We start from the raw sequence: 18,856 nt of genomic DNA, 5'->3' as shown, positions 1-18,856 counted from the left end.
CTAAAGGGCCAGGGATTGCGTGAAGGAATTCGTTTCCTCGAACATCGCGGCGTTCTGCTGGGTCACCCCTTCCAGATGCTGCATCGCTTCGCTTGATTCGGTGATCCCGTGGGCCTGTTCCTTGGCCGAGCTTTCGATCAGGGCGACATGTCGCGCAATGTCCTCTACGGCAGCAACGATGCCGTCGAGCGCATCGCCGGTTTCACGCACCAGCCGGACGCCGTCGGTCACCTGCTCGCGGCTTGCCGAGATCAGCGAGGCGATCTCCTTGGCCGCCTCGGAAGATCGCAAGGCAAGTGCGCGCACCTCCGATGCCACGACGGAAAAGCCGCGCCCGGCCTCGCCCGCGCGGGCCGCCTCGACCCCGGCGTTCAACGCCAGCAGGTTGGTCTGGAACGCGATATCCTCGATCAGGCGCACGATCTTGCTGATCTCGCCCGAGGAGTCCTCGATCTTCGACATGGTTCCGATGGCGTTCTGGACCACCTGCTCGGAACGTGCGGCCTTTTCCTTGGCGTCTCCCACCGACCTGCTTGCTTCCTGGGCGCTGCGGGAGGTGGTGCGGGAATGCTCTGCGATCTGGGAAATCGCGGCGGTCGTTTCCTCGAGCGTCGAGGCCTGGGATTCGGTCCGGCGCGCGAGGTTGTCGGCGGCCTCCTCGATGGCGAAGACATCGCTGATGATGGTGCCCGCCCGTGTATCGACCAGCGCCATCGCTGACAGCAGGGCTTCGCTGGCCTCGTTGAAGTCGCGGCGCAGATCTTCGTATTCCTCCGGGAAAACGGCCTCGATCCGGTTGACAAGCTGGCCCTGCGACAGCTGATGCAGGGCGGTGCCCAGCGCCTTGACCACCCGCGCGATCTCGGCCTCTGACTTGGCCTTGCGCGCGCGCTCCTCCTCTTCGAGGGATCGCGCGCGGCGGTCCGCCTCCCGCGCCTTTTCCGTCTCGGCCTCCGCCGCCCTGCGCGAGGCCTCTGCGGCCTCCTTTGCCTGCCGCGCATCGCGTAGCGCCGCTTCCGTCTCGGCGGTGGCTGCCTTTGTCTCGGCCAATGCATTCTGCGCTTCCTCCGCCGAGGCGGCCGCGCGGGCGCCGGACTCCGCTACCGATTCTTCCGCCGCGATCTGCCGCCGCAGCGCGGACCAAATCACCGCCGCCTCGACCACGACGATGATCCCGTGCAGTGCCGTACGTTCGAGGCTGACGAAAAGATCACCGGTTGGATAGACAAGACGCGGCATCAGCAGGGCAAGGCTGAGGTGATGGGCGGCAATCATCCCCGCCGCAGCGATGATGACAACTGGTTCACCGAGGTAGAGGCACATCGCCAGAAGCGCGAAGAACAGCATGTGGCTGTCGATCTGCAGCGGATGGCCTGACAGGGCCGCCGTGATGCAGATTGCCTGGCCGATGAGGCCCATCCCCACATAAATGCGCCCGGCGACGGAGCCGAGCCGCGCGCCCCAGAGTGCGAGGAGCGCGAAACAAAGCGCGGCGCCGCCCGCAAGCAAGACCGCGCTGTCGGCGATCAAGGCGGCGAACACGGCAACCGGAACCAGTGCAAGGCTGCCCCAGGCGATCTGCCAGGCGTCCCGCGCCTGCCGTGCCGCGCGTCCCTCTGCAACCGCGCCGATCATGTGGCGGCCCCGCACAGCAGCGCGGCCCGGCGACCGTCAGCGACCCACCAGGCACCCGCCGCGCGCAGCCGGTCGGCAAAGGCCGGGTCGTCCGAATGCGCAAGCATGGCGAAGGGGACCGCGCCCGGTCCGATGGCCCGGCCACCGGCATCGGCAAGCATAGCCTCCCTGGCGGTCCGGGGGGACAGAAGGATGAGGACGATCTCGCCCGGAAGCGGCCGACTGACCGCAAGGGTCAGGACCGGCGCCGCCGCACCGAGGAAGATGGCCAAGAGAAAATGAATGGACAGGGGCACGGTGAAGCTCTCCTTGATGCCTCTCCGCCATAGGCCCTATTCCTTAAGGACAAGGTAACACGCGACTAACGGCGCACCGGCACCTCGTAGCCGCGCTCTTCGGGTTCGTCGTCGATCAACTCCGTCGGAAAGCCCGGTGCGGTGATGGAGAGCCCCGTCGCCTCTTCCAGCCGCTCGATCATCCGGTCGGACTGCGCCTTGTCGCCGTAGCGGCGCTGGCCGTCAGTCAGCATCTCGATCACCAGGGGCGACAGTTCGAGCGGCACGTTGTGATCGTCCGCCAGCTTCTGGAAAAGCCCCACATCCTTCTGCACTAGGTCGAGCGTGAAGTTCACGTCGCGTGAGCCCGAAAGGATCAGCTGGCTTTCGGTTTCATGGACAAAGGAGTTTCCGGAGGACGCGGCAATGGCCTCGTAGGTGACACCGAGGTCCATGCCCGCGGCTTTCATCACGGTCAGAGCCTCGCATAGGCTCAGCAGGTTGATCGTGGCGAGGTAGTTCGTCATGACCTTGAGCGTGCTCGACACCCCCACATCGCCCACGTGCAGGATGCGGCGGCCCATGTGCGTCAGGATCGGCAGCACCTTTTCGAAGGTCGGACGCGTGCAGCCGGCGTAGATCGAGATGTTGCCGGTGTCCGCCCTGTGACAACCGCCCGAGACGGGGCAATCCACTGCCTCGCCTCCCTTGGCGATCACGGCCTCTGCATGGGCCTTGATCTGGTCGGCGTCAGTGGTGGACATCTCCATCCAGACCTTGCCGGGGCCCACATGCGGCAGCATCTCGGCCAGCACGGCGGCACAGGCGGCGGGGCTGGGCAGGCAGGTGATCACCACGTCGCAGGTCTGCATCAGCTCTGCGGCTGAGCTGCCGGCCCGCGCGCCGCGTGCGGTGAAACCCGCGACGAAATCGGCGTTGAGATCATAGACCGCCAGGTCGACCCCGTTGCGCAACAGCGATCCTGCGAGCTTGCCGCCCACGTTTCCCAATCCGATAAAGCCGACTTTCATGGCCATTCTCCCCGTTCGTTTGCGCCATGAGCGGGGACCGGGCGCGACATGTCGCGTTCAAACGCGACCTCTGGGCCTAGGCGCCCGAATTCTTCTAAGAATTCTGTCCGGACCCTGCGCAGGGTCCGACCGCCGGTTGCAACCGGGCGCCTCCAAATTTCTTGCAAGAAATTTGCCAAGGCCTTTGCAAAAGCCTTGCCCCGCCCGGCCGCAACAGTTCAACTCCGCCCATGGCCTATCCCTCTAACCAACCGCCCCAGCGCCCCGGCGACGCCGCCGCCGGGATCGAGGTCACCGACGACTTCGAACGTTTCATCCAGCGCAACGACATCTTCACCCGCGCCTTCTGGGACGACCGCATCCGCAACAAGAAAACGGACGCCTTTTTCGCCTCCTACCGGATGGAGGCCACGCCCCGGCGCGGTGACGGCTTCACCCAGCGCGACTTTGCGCTCAGGAACGCCAGCTGGCTCATCTCCGACCTGATCTCGGAGCGTGACGCCGAGAATGGCAGGCGCGAGGGCTTTCAGTCAGCGATCCGCAATGACACGCCCGTAGCCCCTATGCGGCAGGAGGTCGAGGATCCCGCGCGCATGGCCGCCGAGATCAAGCGCATCGCATTGTTCTTCGGTGCGGACCTCTGCGGGATCACGGAACTGGACGAGCGTTGGCTTTATGTCAGCCGCGTGGACACCCGCGATTTCTCGGAAGCGCCGAACACGCTGCCCGACGGGATGACCTCGGTTATCGTGATGGGGCACCAGATGGAGGAGGAACTCGTTGCCACCTACCCTTCGGCGCTGGCCGGGGCCGCCACGGGGCGAGAGTACAGCCACGAGGCGGCCATCGTGATGCAGCTTGCCGCCTATATCCGCAACCTCGGCTACGAGGCCGTGGCGAGCATGAACGACACGGGCCTCGTGATCCCCTACGCCATCAAGGCGGGGCTGGGCGAATACGCGCGCAACCAGATGGTGATCACGCCCGAGTTCGGACCCCGGCTGCGGTTTTCCAAGATCTTCACCAACCTGCCGCTGGCACATGACGCACCAAAACCTCTCGGCGTCCGGGCCTTCTGCGACATCTGCACGAAATGCGCCGATGCCTGCCCGGTGAAGGCGCTGCCCTACGGCCCACCCCAGACCAGCACCGATATCTCAGCCATCAAGGGCGTGCGGAAGTGGACGTCGGACGCGGAGAAATGCTTCGGTTTCTGGGCCAAGCTCACCTCGGACTGCGCGATCTGCATGCGGGTCTGCCCGTTCAACCGCGACTTCTCGCGCTGGTACCACCGGCTTTGGCTGAAACTCGCGCTCTCGCCCTGGCGCAGGCTTGCGCTCTGGCTCGACCGCAAGCGCGGCGGACGCCGCAAGCCGGCCGACTGGTGGAAGGCTGCGCGATGAGCCAAGGCCTCAGCCACATCACGTTCATCGTCCGCGACCTTGACAGGATGGAAGAGATCCTGACCACGGTGCTGGACGCGCGCAAGATCTACGACAGCGGAGAGAACACCTTCTCCCTCTCGCTCGAACGCTTTTTCGACATCGGCGGTGTCTGGGTCGCCACGATGGAGGGCGATCCGCTGCCCATGCGCAGCTACAATCACGTGGCGTTCCGGATGGCCCCGGATGAGTACGACGACCGGCTTGCCCGGATCAGGGCGCTTGGCCTCGACGTTCGCGAGGGGCGGTCCCGCGTCGCGGGCGAAGGTCATTCGATCTACTTCCACGATCACGACAACCACCTGTTCGAACTGCACAGCGGGACGCTTGAGGACCGGCTGAGGCGCTACGCCCAAGGGCGCTGATCATCTTTGTGCGCCATTGCACAATACCCGTGTTGCGGCGGGCCTTGGTCCTGTGCATCGAAACGCCTATCTCTGGGCCAACGCAACGCAAGGAGACACGACATGTCCCTCAGACCGACCCTTGAGACCCGCCGCGCCATTCCCACGCTTGAGGGCGCGGGCGTCAAGCTGCATCGCGCCTTCGGGTTTCAGGACCCGTCCGAACTCGACCCGTTCCTGCTCTTCGACGATTTTCGCAACGAACGGCCCGAGGATTTCGAGCGCGGCTTTCCGTGGCACCCGCACCGTGGGATCGAGACCATCACCTACGTTCTGGAAGGCACCGTCGAACATGCGGATTCGCTTGGTAACACCGGCACGCTGGGCGCGGGCGACGTGCAGTGGATGACCGCCGGGCGCGGCATTCTGCATCAGGAGATGCCGCATGGGAATACCAAGGGTCAGATGCACGGCTTCCAGCTTTGGGGCAACCTGCCGTCAAGCCAGAAGATGACCGCGCCGCGCTACCAGGACGTGACGTCCAAGGACATTCCCGAGGTGATCGACGACGACGGCACCAGGGTGCGCGTGATCACGGGTGAATTCTGGGGCAAGACCGGCCCGGTCGATGGCATCGCCGCCGATCCGCAGTATCTCGACGTGACGGTGCCCGCGGGCGTGAAGAAGACCTTCAAGATCGACACCTACCGTCGTGCTTTCGCCTATGTCTTTCAGGGGGCAGGGGCGTTTGCCGATGCCTCCCAGCCCACCGGCGTCCTGCTGGAAAAGGAAGTGGCCGGCGAGGAGGTCAACATCCGCGACCTCTCGGGCGACCGGACGCTCATTCGCTTCGGGACCGGTGACGAGGTGACGGTGCAGGCGGGCGAGGAAGGCGTGCGCTTTCTTCTGATCTCGGGTGCGCCGATCGAGGAGCCGGTCGCCTGGCACGGTCCGATCGTGATGAACACCCGCGCCGAGCTTGAACAGGCCTTCGCCGAGCTGCGCAACGGAACCTTCATCAAGCCCGCCCATTAGGCACGACATTGATCCGCTGCAGGCCGGGCCGGATGGTTCGGCCTGCTTTCGTTTGCGTTAACCGGCTTACCTTTTAACCACCTGTTTAAATTCAACTTTCCACAAATTCTCAAATCAGCGATACCGGCCCGGACAGTCATCGGGGCCCGGTACAATCGTGATCTCGCGAAAGGAAAGTCTCCATGTTTAGAACGCCCCTCCAGGCCACCGCCCTTGCCCTTCTGACCGCCCTGCCCGCCACCGCTGACACCCGCCTCGGCATCATCGGTACGGAACTGCGGCTGGGCTTCTCCGATCAGGAGAGCGAGGGCGGTTTCGTCTCGCGCACCGTGGACGTGGCGATCACGCCGTATCACGGGGCTCAGTTCGATCTGCAGTACGAGGAACGCAGCACCGGCGGCATCGGACGCGTGGGCACGGTTCTCTACATGACCCCGCGCGCCGGGCAGAAATACGGGCTATCGCTGATGGTCGCCGATAAGAACGACGCCTCCGCGACCTACGGTCAGGTCGGGGCTGCGGGAATGGTGGCTCTTGCCCGGGACTGGACGCTTGAAGGACGCCTCTCGGCGGGGCTGTCGGCGGACAACGATCTGGACTGGCTCGGCACGGGTGCCGGGCTGCACTTGCAGGCCGGCAGGGCGACACGACTTTACGCGCATTACGACATCGCCCATTTCGACGAGCAGGATTTCGGAGCCATGGCCCACGAGATAAGCTTGGCCCTCAGACCCGGCTGGGCGACAGTCCTGCATCGCTTTTCGCGGAGGTGTCGCGCGATTGGCTCAACGGACGCGATGCCTCTGGCGCTGACACGACGATCCGTGCGGGGATTTCAATCGCCTTGGGCCACACCGGCAACGACATGCCCGCCTTCCGGATGAGCGACCCGATGCGGCAGCTTCTGCGGCGCGGTTTGTACTAGGGCTGGGCGCTGGTAGGCCGCCTATCATCGTTCGACCTGCGCCCCCACGGCCCGGCGCACCATGTCCCAGTACTGGCCGACCACCTGGTCGAGGGAAAGCCGCCCGCCCGTACGGAACCAGGTGTTGACCCCGGTCAGCATGGCGATGATCGCCAGGGTCATGATCTTGCTGTCCTCCACCGCGAAGACCCCGTCCCGCGCGCCGTCTTTCAGGATCGCCTCAAGCCCGTCCTCGTACCGCCGACGCAGGGCTTCGATCTCGGCGAAATTCGCGGGATCGAGGTTGCGCAGTTCCATGTAGGCAATGAAAACCTCGTCGGGCCGGTCAGCGTGAAAGCGGATGTGGAATTCGACGAACCGTCGCAGCCGGTCTAGCGGATTGCCCGCGCCCGAGAAATCGGCCTCGCTCAGCAGTTCTGTCATATGCCCGCGCATCAGGTCGAAGAGCAGCGATTGCTTGTCCGGCGTGTAGTTGTAGAGCGCACCGGCCTGCACCCCGACCTCGGCCGCGATGGCGCGCATCGACACCGCCGCGTAGCCCTTTTGTGCAAAGAGCCGCAGCGCGGCCTGCCGCACCCGTGGGCCAGTGATATCGGCGTGTGAACCGGTTGTCCGTGCCATGGATGCAGATTAATGAACAAGCGTTCAAAAGCAATGCCCGCTTGCGCGGTCGGCGGGGCTGGTGCAGGAATGTCCCATGACACGCCTCGCAGCTCTTCTTGCCCTTACAGCGCTCGGCGCGGCCTGCACGCAGTTTCCCGAACTGGATTTCACGCAGACGCCAGAGCTTGAAGCGGCAGAGTATCCCGCCCTCGTGCCGATCGAGCCCATTCTCGCGCGCGACGCTGTCCCTGGCCCAGATCCCGAGGCGCTGGAGGCCAATACCGCGGCACGCCTCGCGGCCCTGCGCGGCCGCGCCAACCGTCTGCGCAGCGCGGTGCTGAGCGAAGACGAGAAGAAACGGCTGGAAGACGGCGCGGGCTAGGCCTTTCGCGCGTTGCGCGCGCGCTTCGAACCGGCTACATCGCCCCCGAACAGCCACGAAAGGACCCCTCCATGTCTGATCCGCTTCGCCTTGGTATTGCAGGTTTGGGCACCGTGGGTGTCGGCGTGGTGCGCATCATCCGACAGCAGGCGGTCCTGCTTGAGGCGAGGACAGGGCGCAAGATCACCATCTCCGCCGTCTCCGCCCGCTCGCGCGGGAAGGACCGTGGCGTGTCGCTGAAAGACTACGCTTGGGAAGACGACCCCGTCGCCCTGGCCACACGCGACGACGTGGATGTCTTTGTCGAATTGATGGGCGGCGAAGACGGCCCGGCCAAGGCCGCGACCGAGGCGGCGCTGAAGGTGGGCAAGGACGTGGTGACCGCCAACAAGGCCATGCTGGCAATCAACGGTCAGGCGCTGGCCGAACTCGCGGAGGCCGAGGGCCGCAGCCTGCGCTACGAGGCGGCCGTCGCGGGTGGCATTCCGGTGATCAAGGCGCTGATGGAAGGGCTTGCCGGCAACGAGATCACCCGCGTCATGGGCGTGATGAACGGCTCTTGCAACTACATCCTCACGCGGATGGAGAACTCCGGCAAGACGTATCAGGAGATCTTTGCCGAGGCCGACGGGCTGGGCTATCTCGAAGCCGATCCGCAACTGGACGTGGGTGGCATCGACGCCGCGCACAAGCTGGCGATCCTGTCGGCCATTGCCTTTGGCACCAAGGTCGACTTTGACGGCATCCAGCTTGAAGGGATCGAGCGGGTCAGCATCGAGGACATCCGCGCGGCCGCCGACATGGGCTACAAGATCAAGCTGCTGGGCGTCGCACAGAAAACCGGCCGGGGGCTGGAACAGCGCATGCAGCCCTGCCTCGTGCCGGACACCTCGCCGCTGGGCCAGCTTGAGGGCGGGACCAACATGGTCGTGCTCGAAGGCGACGCGGTGGGGCAGATCGTGCTGCGCGGGGCCGGGGCGGGCGAAGGCCCGACCGCCAGCGCCGTGATGGCCGATGTCTGCGACATCGCGCGCGGGCTGCGGCTGCCGGTCTTCGGTCAGCCGGCCACCAGCCTCCAGACATCGACCGCCGCGCAGTCCCAGACCCCTGCCCCCTATTACCTGCGCATGGCGCTGGTGGACAAACCGGGCGCGCTGGCCAAGATCGCCGCCGTTCTGGGCGAGGCGGGCGTGAGCATCTACCGAATGCGCCAGTACGAGCACGACAGCGCCTCGGCGCCGGTGCTGATCGTGACCCACAAGACCACCCATGCCGCCCTTCGCGACGCGCTGTCGAACATGGACAAGACGGGGGTGATGGCGGGGGAACCGGTGGCGCTTCGGATCGAAGAGCTCTGAATGGACTGGTCCGCGCCGGTCGACATCTATTGCGAACGCACCGATGCGTCCTTCTGGTCAGAACCGCTGAACGCGGTCTCGAACCTTGCCTTCATTCTGGCTGCGCTCTGGGCCAGCCGCGAGGCGTGCCGGCGGGGGATCGGGCGCGCGTCAGTCTGGCTGTTGATCGCCCTGGCCTTCGTGATCGGCACCGGCTCGTTCCTGTTCCACACCTTCGCGACACGCTGGGCAGGCATGGCCGATACGCTGCCGATCCTCATTTTCATCCTTGCCTATGCGGTGACCGCGCTGGCGCTGATCGGCCATGCGACGCCCGAACGGGTCACGCTATATACCGTCACGATGGCGGGCTTTTTCACAGCAACGGGCTTTGGGATCGCGCAACTCAACCTCGATCTCAACGGCACCGAGGGCTATTTGCCCGCGCTGGCCGCGATGATCGTCATCTCGGCACTCACCTGGTCACGCAGCCATCCCGCGACACCGTGGTTCGTTGGCGCGACGCTCACCTTTGCGCTCTCGCTCACCTTCCGCAGCTTTGACATGGCCCTTTGCGATGTCTGGCCCTATGGTACCCACGTCTTTTGGCATCTGCTGAACGGCACCGTGATCGCCCTGCTGCTGCAGGCGCTCATCCGCAATACGACAAGGACTGAACACCCATGACCGCCACCGCCAAATTCGAAGACCGCATGCTCTCACTCGGCCTTGCCCGTGTGTCCGAGGCGGCTGCCCTCGCCTCCGCCAAGCTGATTGGCAAGGGAGATGAGAAAGCCGCCGACCAGGCCGCCGTGAATGCCATGCGCACTCAGCTCAACATGCTCGACATCGCGGGCGTGGTGGTCATCGGCGAGGGCGAGCGGGACGAGGCTCCGATGCTCTACATCGGCGAAGAAGTGGGCACCGGCAAGGGGGTCCCCGTCGACATCGCGCTCGATCCGCTTGAGGGCACGACCCTGACGGCCAAGGATATGCCCAATGCGCTGACCGTGATCGCCATGGGCCCGCGCGGCTCGATGCTGCATGCGCCCGATACCTACATGGACAAGCTGGCCATTGGGCCCGGTTACGAAAAGGACGTTGTCACGCTGGAGATGTCGCCCGGCGAAAGGGTCCACGCGCTCGCCAGGGCCAAGGGCTGCGATCCGGCGGACATCACGGTCTGCATTCTCGAACGCCCCCGGCACGAACAGATGATCGCCGAAGTGCGCGCCACCGGGGCCGCGATCCGGCTGATTACCGATGGCGACGTGGCGGGCGTCATGCATTGCGCCGATCCCAAGACGGGCATCGACATGTACATGGGTGCGGGTGGCGCGCCCGAAGGCGTTCTCGCCGCCGCCGCGTTGAAATGCATGGGCGGCCAGATGTACGGACGGCTCCTTTTCCGCAACGACGACGAGCGGGCCCGCGCGACCAAGGCCGGGATCGAGGATTTCGACCGTATCTACACCCGTGACGAGATGGTGACCGACGACGTCATTTTTGCCGCGACCGGCGTGACCGACGGCGCGATCCTGCCCGGCGTGCACCGCGAGCCCGGCTGGCTGACCACCGAGACGCTGATCATGCGCTCCAAGACCGGATCGGTGCGGCGGATCAACTACCGCACACCGGTGGACAACGGCTAGAATGGCGCACCGCCCGGGCGGCAGATCACCGTGGCTGGGGTGGCATTGAGTTGTAGTGGAAAGATGAAGCAAGAGGGCGGCGCGCAGGGGGCTGCCGAGGGGCGACGTGGCTGAGGCAGCTTTTCTGGGGGTAGATTCCTCTCTGACCGGACGGCGTTGGGTCGGCCCCGGCGTGGAGGTGGAGCGCGCGGCGGAACTGCTGGTGCAGCGCACCGCCCTGCCCGCCCCGGTGTGCCAGGTCCTCGCCCGGCGTGGCGTGGCACCCGATGAGGCCGAAGCTTTCCTCGTCCCCGCCCTGCGCGACCTGCTACCCGATCCGCGATCCCTGAAGGACATGGAGAAGGCCGCGTCGCGGTTCCTGCACGCGCTCGACCGGCGCGAACATATCGCGGTGTTTGCCGATTACGACGTGGATGGCGGCTGTTCCGCCGCGCTTCTGCTGATCTGGCTGCGCGAGATGGGGCACCGGGCGACACTCTACGTGCCCGACCGCATCGACGAGGGCTACGGGCCCAACGAGGAAGCCATGGCAAACCTCGCGGCCGCGCACGACCTGATCGTCTGCGTCGATTGCGGGACGCTGTCTCACAGGCCCATCGCGGCGGCTGAGGGGGCGGATGTGATCGTGCTCGACCACCATCTGGGCGGCGAGACCCTGCCCGAGGCCCTGGCCGTGGTGAACCCCAACCGGCAGGACGAGGACGGCGCCTGCGCCCATCTTTGTGCGGCTGCGGTGGTCTTCCTGATGCTGGTGGAGGCAGGCCGCCAGCTGCGCGAGGCGGGCAAGCGCGGACCGGACCTGATGGGCCTGCTGGACCTCGTGGCCCTTGCCACCGTCGCGGACGTCGCCCCGCTCACCGGCGTCAACCGCGCCTTCGTGCGGCAGGGCCTGCGCGTCATGGCGCGGCGTGAGCGACCGGGGCTCACGGCGCTGGCCGATGTCGCGCGATTGGAAACGGCACCCACCGCCTATCATCTCGGTTACCTCTTGGGACCCCGCATCAACGCGGGTGGCCGGATTGGCCAGGCCGACCTTGGCGCACGCCTGCTGGCCTCGGACGATCCGCACGAGACCGCCGCGCTGGCCGAACGGCTGGACACGCTGAACACGGAACGGCGCGAGGTCGAGGCCGCGGTGCGCGCCGCCGCGCTTGCGCAGGCCGAGGAACGTGGGTTCGACGCGCCGCTTGTCTGGGCGGCGGGCCCCGGCTGGCACCCCGGCGTGGTCGGCATCGTCGCCGCGCGCCTCAAGGAGGCCGCCAATCGCCCCGCCATCGTGATCGGGCTTGAGGACGGTGTGGGCAAGGGATCGGGCCGCTCGGTGAGCGGCATCGACCTTGGCGCGCCGATCCAGCGACTGGCCGCGGAAGGGTTGCTGATCAAGGGCGGCGGGCACAAGATGGCCGCGGGCCTCACCGTGGCCGAGGACAAGATCGAGGCGGCGATGGCGCGGCTTGGCGAATTGCTGGCCAGACAGGGCGCGCATCTGGCGGGGCCTGCCGATCTGAATGTCACCGGCCTGCTGATGCCGGGGGCCGCGACAGTGGAACTGGCCGAGATGATCGATGAGGCCGGCCCGTTCGGCGCCGGTGCGCCCGGCCCGCGCTATGCCTTCGCCGAGATGCAGATCCTGCACGCCCGCCGGGTGGGCGAAAGCCACCTGAAAGTGAGTTTTGGAGACGGGCTGGGGGGGCGCATGGACGCTATCGCCTTCGGGGCCTACGACGGGCCGCTCGGCGCGGCGCTGGAAGGTCACGGGGGCCAGCGGTTCCATCTGGCCGGGCGTCTTGACATCAATATCTGGCGCGGGCGCCAGTCGGTTCAGCTCCGTCTCGAGGACGCGGCACCCGCCTGACGGTTTTTGGAGATCGGGGCAAAATTTCCACTTGCGCAGCCCACGGCCTTTCCGTAATGAACCGCTCACGGCCAGTGGCCCGTTCGTCTATCGGTTAGGACGCCAGGTTTTCAACCTGGAAAGAGGGGTTCGATTCCCCTACGGGCTGCCACTCATTCACCCCACATCTTTACCGCCCCGATGCGCCCGCAGGTTTGCCGGCTCCTGCCTCAGGCGACCTCGCCCTTGTCCGAGAGCCAGTCCGCGCGGTGCCCCCGCGCGAAGGCGAGCGTGTCCTCGCGGTTCATCGGGCGGGCGAAGTAATATCCCTGGAAGGCGTCGCAGCCCAGCTTTCGCAGGATATCGACCTGCGCGCGCGTCTCCGTGCCCTCTGCGATGATCCCGATGCCGAGCGCCTTGCCCATCTGGATGATGGCGCCAAGAAGTTCGCGGGACTGGGTGCTTTCGGCCACGCCACTGATCAGGCGCCGATCGATCTTGAGCGTGGAGGGCATGATCTGCTGGAGCGACACGATCGAGGCATGGCCCGAGCCGAAATCGTCGATCTCGATCTCGAAACCCGCATCACGGGCCTTGTCGAGGTTGAAGCGAAAGATCGCGCTTTCCTCCTCGATCAGAATCGATTCAAACAGCTCGAAGGCGACGACCGTCTCTGCCGCCATCAGGCGGGGGGCAATTGCCATCAGGTCGGGATCGTTGAGCCGGCCCGAACTGACGTTGAAGGCCAGCTTGCGGGGCCGCAGACCCTGGTCCCGCCAGAACAGCAAATCGTCCATCGCCGCCTCGAAGATCGCCTTGTCGAGATCGGCAAGGATGTTGAGTTTCCGCGCGACGGGAATGAAGCGGTCGGGAGTCTGGATGCCGTGATCACCCCTGTTCCAGCGCGCCAGCGCCTCGAACCCGCTGATCTCGCCGGTGACCGCGTCGATCTGGGGTTGGTAGAAACACTCGAACTCCCCCGCCTCCAGCCCAAGCTGGATGTCGACCGCCAGCCGCCGCTCCGACAGGACGGTCCGGTGCAATTCCGGCGTGAACATCTCGGTCCGGTTGCGCCCCTTGCCTTTCGCCTCGTAAAGCGCGACGTCAGCGAAGGTTAGCAGTTCGGCGGTGGTCCCCTTGGTCGCGGCGGAGGTCGCGATGCCGATACTGGCCCCGAAACGGCAGGGTTTACCCTCGAAGAAGAAGGGCTCCGCCAGGCGGTCGCGCAGCCGGTCGATGACCTGTTCCACGTCGTTCATGTTGGTGTCGGGCGCCATCAGGACCGAGAATTCGTCCCCGCCGACGCGGGCGGGGAAATCACCGACACGGGTGCATTCACGCAGCATGTCGGCGACATGCTTCAGGACCGCGTCACCGGCTTCGTGCCCCAGGGTGTCATTGACGTACTTGAAATAATCCAGATCGATGCGGAGCAGCACGCAGTCGGCATCGCCCCCGCTCCGCTGGCGCGCCTGGATTTCCTCGTCAAAGGCGCGGCGGTTGTAGAGCCCTGTCAGACTGTCCGTCAGTGCGGCACGCTCGACCTCATGCCGCAGGCGCATCTCGTTCCTGTGCAGGGCCGCCAGTTGCTGCTCGCGCAGCATGTCGCTCGTGACATCGAACAGGAAGCCGTACCAGCGGATCGAGCCATCCGCATCGCGAACCGGATTGGAAGAGGCCAGTATCCACCGTTCGCCCCTTTCGGGATGATTGACCCGGTATTTCACCTCGAACTTGCTCAGCCCGCCGGAGGATTCCTCGATCGCCTGGCTCATCCTGGGCATGTCACGCTCGTCGATATTGGCGAACATCTGTTCGGGGTTCTGATCGACCTGCTGCTTGGAGACCCCCAGAAGTTCGAGCACGACCGGATGCGCGTAAGGCAGCGAAATGCGGCCCTCGCCATCGACGTGGTATTCGAAGAAGCCCCCCGGCGCGTTGTCCGCGAGGCGCACCAGCCGCTCTGTCGCGAAGCGGGTTCCGGCGAAGGATTTCTCAAGTTGCAGCTCCGCCTCCTTGCGGCGGTCGATCCGCGCCTGGGTGCCGCAGATGAACACCTCGTCGGGGCTCGTGCTCGAAATGAACCGCGCGCCGGTCGCGCCGATCCAGACCCAATTGCCGTTGGCATGTTTCATGCGAAAATCCGCATGGTAACGGCCGGCCTTGCCGTCCATCAGGGGCTGGAGCGCGGCCATAACGGTGGGCATGTCGTCGGGATGCACCAGCTCCGCGAAGGTCTCGAAAGAGGCGGCGAACTGATCTACCTCGTAGCCAAGGGTTTCGTACCAGAGACCGCTGAACCAGGTGTCTCTGGTCGTGATGTTCAGATGCCAGAGCGCAAGCTGACTGCTGTTGATCGAGGCTTCGAGCTTGCCGATGTATTCATCCCTGGCGCGCAGGTCGGCCGCGCGACGGCCCGCATGACGCAAATCGGAAAGCGGCCAGGCGCGGGCGAAGACGGCTTTCTCCGGGGCGCGCCGGTCGGCGAAAAGCTCGAGAAAGACCCTGGCCGATGGATCATGGGCAAGCTGTGCCCGCAAGCCCAGACCGGGGCCCGTTTCCGTGTCGGTGCCTCCGACCTGGGCGAGAATGACCTCAAGCGCGCTTGGCAGAATGATGTAGTCCTCGAACAGCCGGTGGAGCGGCTCATCGATCTCCATCCCCACAAGCCTTCGAAAGGCGGCATTTGCCGACAGCGCCGTTCCGTCGCGCGCGATACGGAGGGCCGCGATTTCGCGCACCTCATCTGCATCTGCTGTGCCTGTCCGGACGGTTCCCGCACCGTCGATCATCCCTGACCCTTCTGAAACACTCCACGTGACGGGAGCGTTTTTAAGAGGCAAGCGTTAAGGAGGTTTTAGACAACGCAGAAAATAAGAAACGTCTTGGAACGAAAGGCCGCAATCGGTTGCGGTTTTCTCAGAACCAGATGCCGTCGGCGATCTGCCCGGCGACGTTGGCAACGTTTTCTGCGCTTTCCGAGAAATGCACCAGCATATCGGCACGGGTGAGACCGCCTGCAAGCTGCTCTTCCCAGAAGTCATAGCCCGCCTGATCGGGTCGGCGGTTCAGCACGTTGAGGTAGACCAGATCGAGAAAGGCGGCATCGCCCAGCGAGGCCTCGTTACCGTAGGCCGACTGGAATTCCTGTGAGGCGATGAAATGCCGCGCGGCCCCGGCAAGCGACACCGCCCCGCTGTCAAGCTGCCCGATCCAGAAGCCGAGACCGGCCGCGTCCGGGGTCCGGTCAAAGCCCGCCTGGTAGAGACGGTAGGCCTGTCCGGCAAGGCCCATGGTGTCGAGCGCGAGCGTACCGTCGGAAAAGGCAAGTCTTTCCACGCTGTCGAGCGTCACGGCGGTGGGCAGGGCATCGGCATAGAGTTCGGCCCAGCCGTAGCCGTTGAAAAGCACATCGACCGCGTCACGCGCGAGGTTCAGCGCAAGCGTGTCGGTGCCCCCGCCGCCCGAGACCCTGCTGACGTTGCCCGGCAGCTCGATCCAGTCATTCCGATCGGAGCCCGCAAGCTCGCCGTATGACACCGGTTCCGCCACGATAACCGGCGCGAACGGGACGTCGATCACTGGCGCGGGCACGGGCGCGGGTTGAAAAGCGGCTTCCTGACCGGGGCGCAGGGTCAGTTCCACCACCTCGAAGGGGTTCAGCGTCAGGTCGATCCGGCTGGCGTCAGCAAAGGTCAGATCGGTCAGGATCACGTCGGCGTCGTGTTCGTTATAGAAATAGTCCGCCCCATTCACGATCAGCCTGTCGGCGGCCTCGCCGTTGACCCACTGGCGGCCGTCGGTCGATCCGGGGTCGAGAGAGACCTGCACACCGGTCACGGTTTCGGCACCGGGCAGCGCATTGGTCAGGTCAAGCGTAAACGCCGTGGTTTCGGTCGAGCGGGAGGAGACATAAAGCGTCATCTCCGTGCCGGCAGCATAGGCCGAGACGTCGATCCCAGGCATGGCGCTGTCGAAGCTGGCCGAGACCAGCTCCTTGCCGACAAGCGCATCAGCCATCAGATCGAAGATCGCCCCGTGGGCTGAATTGATCAGCCGTCCCTCCCCGTCCAGCCGCACGCCCCCGTCGGTGTCAAGCGTGAGCGCGGTGCGCGAATGGTAATCAAAGGTCCAGACATGGGCACTGTCGACGCCAAGATCGATCATGTTCTCGAACTGGCGCACCATGGTCGAGGCGGCGACGAGGCCGTGCAGCTCTTCCGCCGTGGTGCGGATGTTCCATTCGGTGATGTGGAGGCTCAGGTCCTTGGAAAAAGCCGCGTCCCAGACTGCGTAATCGCGGTCGATGCTGCGCAGGTCGGTGCGGGCATCCGGAAATTCGAAGTCGGTGCGGTTGTAATAGTAATGCTCGGTCACGCCATCGATGGCATCGCGCGCCTCGGCGCTGAGCTGGGCGATGATATGGGCATTGGCGGCATCGGTCCGGGCGTTGTAGCTGCCACTGGCAAGACCCGCGCCGAATTCCGAACCATTGTTGCCTGCCGTGGCCATCTGAATCAGGATCTCGGGCTGGTCGCGTTCGGCGACCCCGGCCCATGACATCCCCTGCGCGATGGCGGTCGCGGCGATCGACGCCTTCTGGCCGTAGGCCGTCTCTCCCATTTCCCAGTATTCGTTGCCGATCTGAAAGGCCGAGATCAGCGGCCCGTATTGCTGCATCACGGTCTGGACAAAGACCGCGATCTCATCGGCAAATGCGGCGTATTCCGAGACGCCCAGATGCTTGGTCGGGATGATCAGCGTGGTCTGGACCGGGTGCCCAGACAGGGTGCTTGCCGCGCACCAGTCGAGGAAATTGACCAGTTCCGGCCGCAGGCTGCCGCCGGGCATGTCGACGATGTTGATCGCCGAAACCCCGTCCACCGGCAGGCTGCCGTCGGCATTGGCGCGTTGCGGATCGAGATCGGACTGCCCGCCGCCGAAACGGATGTTCTGGACCCCGAGGGTGCGCGCGGCATCCACAAAGGCCGTCGTCGGAGTGCCATCGAGCGTGCGCTCGAACACGGCGTTCGCGCCGAACATGTCCGCCGAGACGTACTGCCCCGTCCCCTGAATATCTGTAAGCGCAAAAAGCGGCATAAGTGGCAACCCAAACCGATGTGACGCGGACTTCCCCAAGTCCTTGGGCGCCCCACCCTGCCTCAAAGCTGCCTCAATTCTGCCGCGGTTCGCAACATCTACGGCCAAAAGAGGCGAAATTGGGGCAAGATAACAAGATATGGCCACGTTTGGGGCCGACAATCGGCCCGCGTTGCGGGGATTTGTTGCCGCGACAGGGACAATCGCGATACGGGAATCGGTCGCTCAGCTACAACGGCCGGGCCTTCCGGGCCACGACAGCGGCGGATTGCGCCATCCGCCGTAATTCCTTGCGGTTTGCGGGTTCCTCATTCATATTCAAGTTTGAGAATTTATAGGAGGTCGCCATGTCCATCACCCGCCGCCGATTCCTTGCAGGCACTGCCGCCCTGCCCCTAGCCGGCGCGCTGCCGCGCCTTGCCATCGCGGAGATGTCCATTGGCGCGGCAACGCTGACCACGGTCAGCGACGGCACCCTTGTCCTGCCCGGCAGCTTTATCTTTGAGCCGATGCCCAAGGACGCGCTGGCCCCGATCCTGACGGAATTCGGCCTCTCCGCGGATCGGCTTGAGCCCGAGTGCAACCTCGCCCTTTACCGCGACGGCTCAAACACGGTGCTTTTCGACGCGGGCTCCGGCCCCGATTTCATGCCCTCGGCGGGTATGCTGACCGACAGTCTCGATGCCCTTGGGCTGACGCCTGCCGACATCACCCACGTCGTCTTTACCCACGCGCACCCCGATCACATCTGGGGCCTGCTCGACGATTTCGACGAGCCGCTCTTTTCCGAGGCCACCCACATGATGGGCCGAACCGAATGGGACTACTGGTGGAATCCCGAAACGGTGAACGAGATCGGGGAGGCCCGTGCCGCCTTTGCCGTGGGCGCGAAACGCCGGATGGAGGCTATCGAGGATCAGGTCGAGCTTTTCGACGCGGGCGACGAGGTGCTGCCGGGCATCGCCGCGGTTGCAAGCTTTGGCCACACTCCGGGGCACATGAGTTTTGAGGTGCGCAACGGCTCGGACAGCCTGCTGGTGGTGGGCGATGCCATCGGCAACCACCATGTCGCCTTCCGCAAGCCCGAATGGGCCAGCGGGTCGGACCAGGACGCCGAAATGGCGGCCGCCACACGCAAGGTGCTTTTCGACCGGATCACCGCCGAGCAGATGCCCATCGTGGGCTTCCACCTGCCGGACGGCGGCATGGGCCGGGTCGAGGCCGCCGAAGAAGGCTACCGCTTCGTACAGGAGGGATGAGA

16 protein-coding genes and 1 tRNA gene are annotated in these 18,856 nt (G+C 65.2%); 11 read left to right on the top strand and 6 right to left on the bottom strand.

Annotated elements, in window-relative coordinates; translation table 11 throughout:
- The 3 genes from AB2B41_RS05245 to AB2B41_RS05235 all read right to left on the bottom strand — a co-directional run bounded on the left by AB2B41_RS05245 (nt 1) and on the right by AB2B41_RS05235 (nt 2,941).
- A complete protein-coding gene (locus AB2B41_RS05245; protein WP_367876698.1) occupies nt 1–1,635 on the bottom strand; it encodes a methyl-accepting chemotaxis protein in 1,635 nt (544 codons plus the stop codon).
- Nucleotides 1,632–1,931 (bottom strand): hypothetical protein, encoded by a 300-nt coding sequence (locus AB2B41_RS05240; protein WP_367876697.1) that lies wholly within the window; start codon nt 1,929–1,931, stop codon nt 1,632–1,634. Before AB2B41_RS05240 ends, AB2B41_RS05245 begins: the two co-directional genes overlap by 4 nt.
- 65 nt (nt 1,932–1,996) lie before the next feature.
- The gene (locus AB2B41_RS05235; RefSeq protein WP_367876696.1) at nt 1,997–2,941 is read right to left on the bottom strand and encodes an NAD(P)-dependent oxidoreductase; all 945 of its coding nucleotides are present in this window, start codon (nt 2,939–2,941) and stop codon (nt 1,997–1,999) included.
- Between the two features lie 230 nt (nt 2,942–3,171).
- Here AB2B41_RS05235 and AB2B41_RS05230 point away from each other — a divergent pair, with 230 nt between their 5' ends.
- The 4 genes from AB2B41_RS05230 to AB2B41_RS05215 all read left to right on the top strand — a co-directional run bounded on the left by AB2B41_RS05230 (nt 3,172) and on the right by AB2B41_RS05215 (nt 6,646).
- The gene (locus AB2B41_RS05230) at nt 3,172–4,344 is read left to right on the top strand and encodes a reductive dehalogenase (RefSeq protein ID WP_367876695.1); all 1,173 of its coding nucleotides are present in this window, start codon (nt 3,172–3,174) and stop codon (nt 4,342–4,344) included.
- Nucleotides 4,341–4,748 carry a FosX/FosE/FosI family fosfomycin resistance hydrolase gene (fosX, locus tag AB2B41_RS05225; RefSeq protein WP_367876694.1) on the top strand — a complete coding sequence of 136 codons (408 nt, stop codon included), beginning with the start codon at nt 4,341–4,343 and terminating at the stop codon, nt 4,746–4,748. The genes AB2B41_RS05230 and fosX overlap by 4 nt, the downstream gene beginning before the upstream one ends.
- 102 nt (nt 4,749–4,850) lie before the next feature.
- A complete protein-coding gene (locus tag AB2B41_RS05220; RefSeq protein ID WP_367876693.1) occupies nt 4,851–5,762 on the top strand; it encodes a pirin family protein in 912 nt (303 codons plus the stop codon).
- A 182-nt stretch (nt 5,763–5,944) separates the two neighbouring features.
- Nucleotides 5,945–6,646, top strand: coding sequence for a hypothetical protein (locus AB2B41_RS05215; protein ID WP_367876692.1), 702 nt, complete (start codon nt 5,945–5,947; stop codon nt 6,644–6,646).
- 65 nt (nt 6,647–6,711) lie between these two features.
- On the opposite strand, the gene AB2B41_RS05210 is transcribed toward AB2B41_RS05215, so the two are convergent.
- Complete coding sequence (locus AB2B41_RS05210) at nt 6,712–7,308, bottom strand: TetR/AcrR family transcriptional regulator (protein ID WP_367876691.1); 597 nt, start codon at nt 7,306–7,308, stop codon at nt 6,712–6,714.
- A gap of 76 nt (nt 7,309–7,384) precedes the next feature.
- On the opposite strand from AB2B41_RS05210, the gene AB2B41_RS05205 reads away from it, so the two are divergent.
- From AB2B41_RS05205 to AB2B41_RS05180, 6 genes are all read left to right on the top strand, one after another.
- Complete coding sequence (locus AB2B41_RS05205; protein WP_367876690.1) at nt 7,385–7,672, top strand: hypothetical protein; 288 nt, start codon at nt 7,385–7,387, stop codon at nt 7,670–7,672.
- 71 nt (nt 7,673–7,743) lie between these two features.
- A complete protein-coding gene (locus AB2B41_RS05200; protein ID WP_367876689.1) occupies nt 7,744–9,030 on the top strand; it encodes a homoserine dehydrogenase in 1,287 nt (428 codons plus the stop codon).
- Complete coding sequence (locus tag AB2B41_RS05195) at nt 9,031–9,696, top strand: ceramidase domain-containing protein (protein ID WP_367876688.1); 666 nt, start codon at nt 9,031–9,033, stop codon at nt 9,694–9,696.
- Entirely contained in the window at nt 9,693–10,661 is a 969-nt protein-coding gene (gene glpX, locus AB2B41_RS05190) for a class II fructose-bisphosphatase (RefSeq protein ID WP_367876687.1), read from the top strand. The genes AB2B41_RS05195 and glpX overlap by 4 nt, the downstream gene beginning before the upstream one ends.
- Before the next feature lie 106 nt (nt 10,662–10,767).
- On the top strand, nt 10,768–12,516 hold the full coding sequence (recJ, locus tag AB2B41_RS05185) for a single-stranded-DNA-specific exonuclease RecJ (RefSeq protein ID WP_367876686.1): 1,749 nt from the start codon (nt 10,768–10,770) through the stop codon (nt 12,514–12,516).
- A 76-nt stretch (nt 12,517–12,592) separates the two neighbouring features.
- Nucleotides 12,593–12,667: transfer RNA gene (locus tag AB2B41_RS05180), tRNA-Glu, on the top strand.
- 58 nt (nt 12,668–12,725) lie between these two features.
- On the opposite strand, the gene AB2B41_RS05175 is transcribed toward AB2B41_RS05180, so the two are convergent.
- The gene (locus tag AB2B41_RS05175) at nt 12,726–15,287 is read right to left on the bottom strand and encodes a sensor domain-containing protein (RefSeq protein WP_367876685.1); all 2,562 of its coding nucleotides are present in this window, start codon (nt 15,285–15,287) and stop codon (nt 12,726–12,728) included.
- A 127-nt stretch (nt 15,288–15,414) separates the two neighbouring features.
- On the bottom strand, nt 15,415–17,595 hold the full coding sequence (locus AB2B41_RS05170) for a DUF4214 domain-containing protein (RefSeq protein ID WP_367876684.1): 2,181 nt from the start codon (nt 17,593–17,595) through the stop codon (nt 15,415–15,417).
- A 347-nt stretch (nt 17,596–17,942) separates the two neighbouring features.
- Between AB2B41_RS05170 and AB2B41_RS05165 the strand changes: the two genes are divergently transcribed.
- The gene (locus tag AB2B41_RS05165; protein WP_367876683.1) at nt 17,943–18,854 is read left to right on the top strand and encodes an MBL fold metallo-hydrolase; all 912 of its coding nucleotides are present in this window, start codon (nt 17,943–17,945) and stop codon (nt 18,852–18,854) included.
- Nucleotides 18,855–18,856 lie beyond the last annotated feature (2 nt).

The sequence above is a fragment of the Sulfitobacter sediminis genome (genome assembly GCF_040811725.1).
GTDB classification, from domain to species: Bacteria; Pseudomonadota; Alphaproteobacteria; order Rhodobacterales; family Rhodobacteraceae; genus Sulfitobacter; species Sulfitobacter sediminis.
The sequence above is the reverse complement of the archived record's forward strand: the minus strand, read 5'-3'. Positions and strand labels throughout refer to the sequence as shown.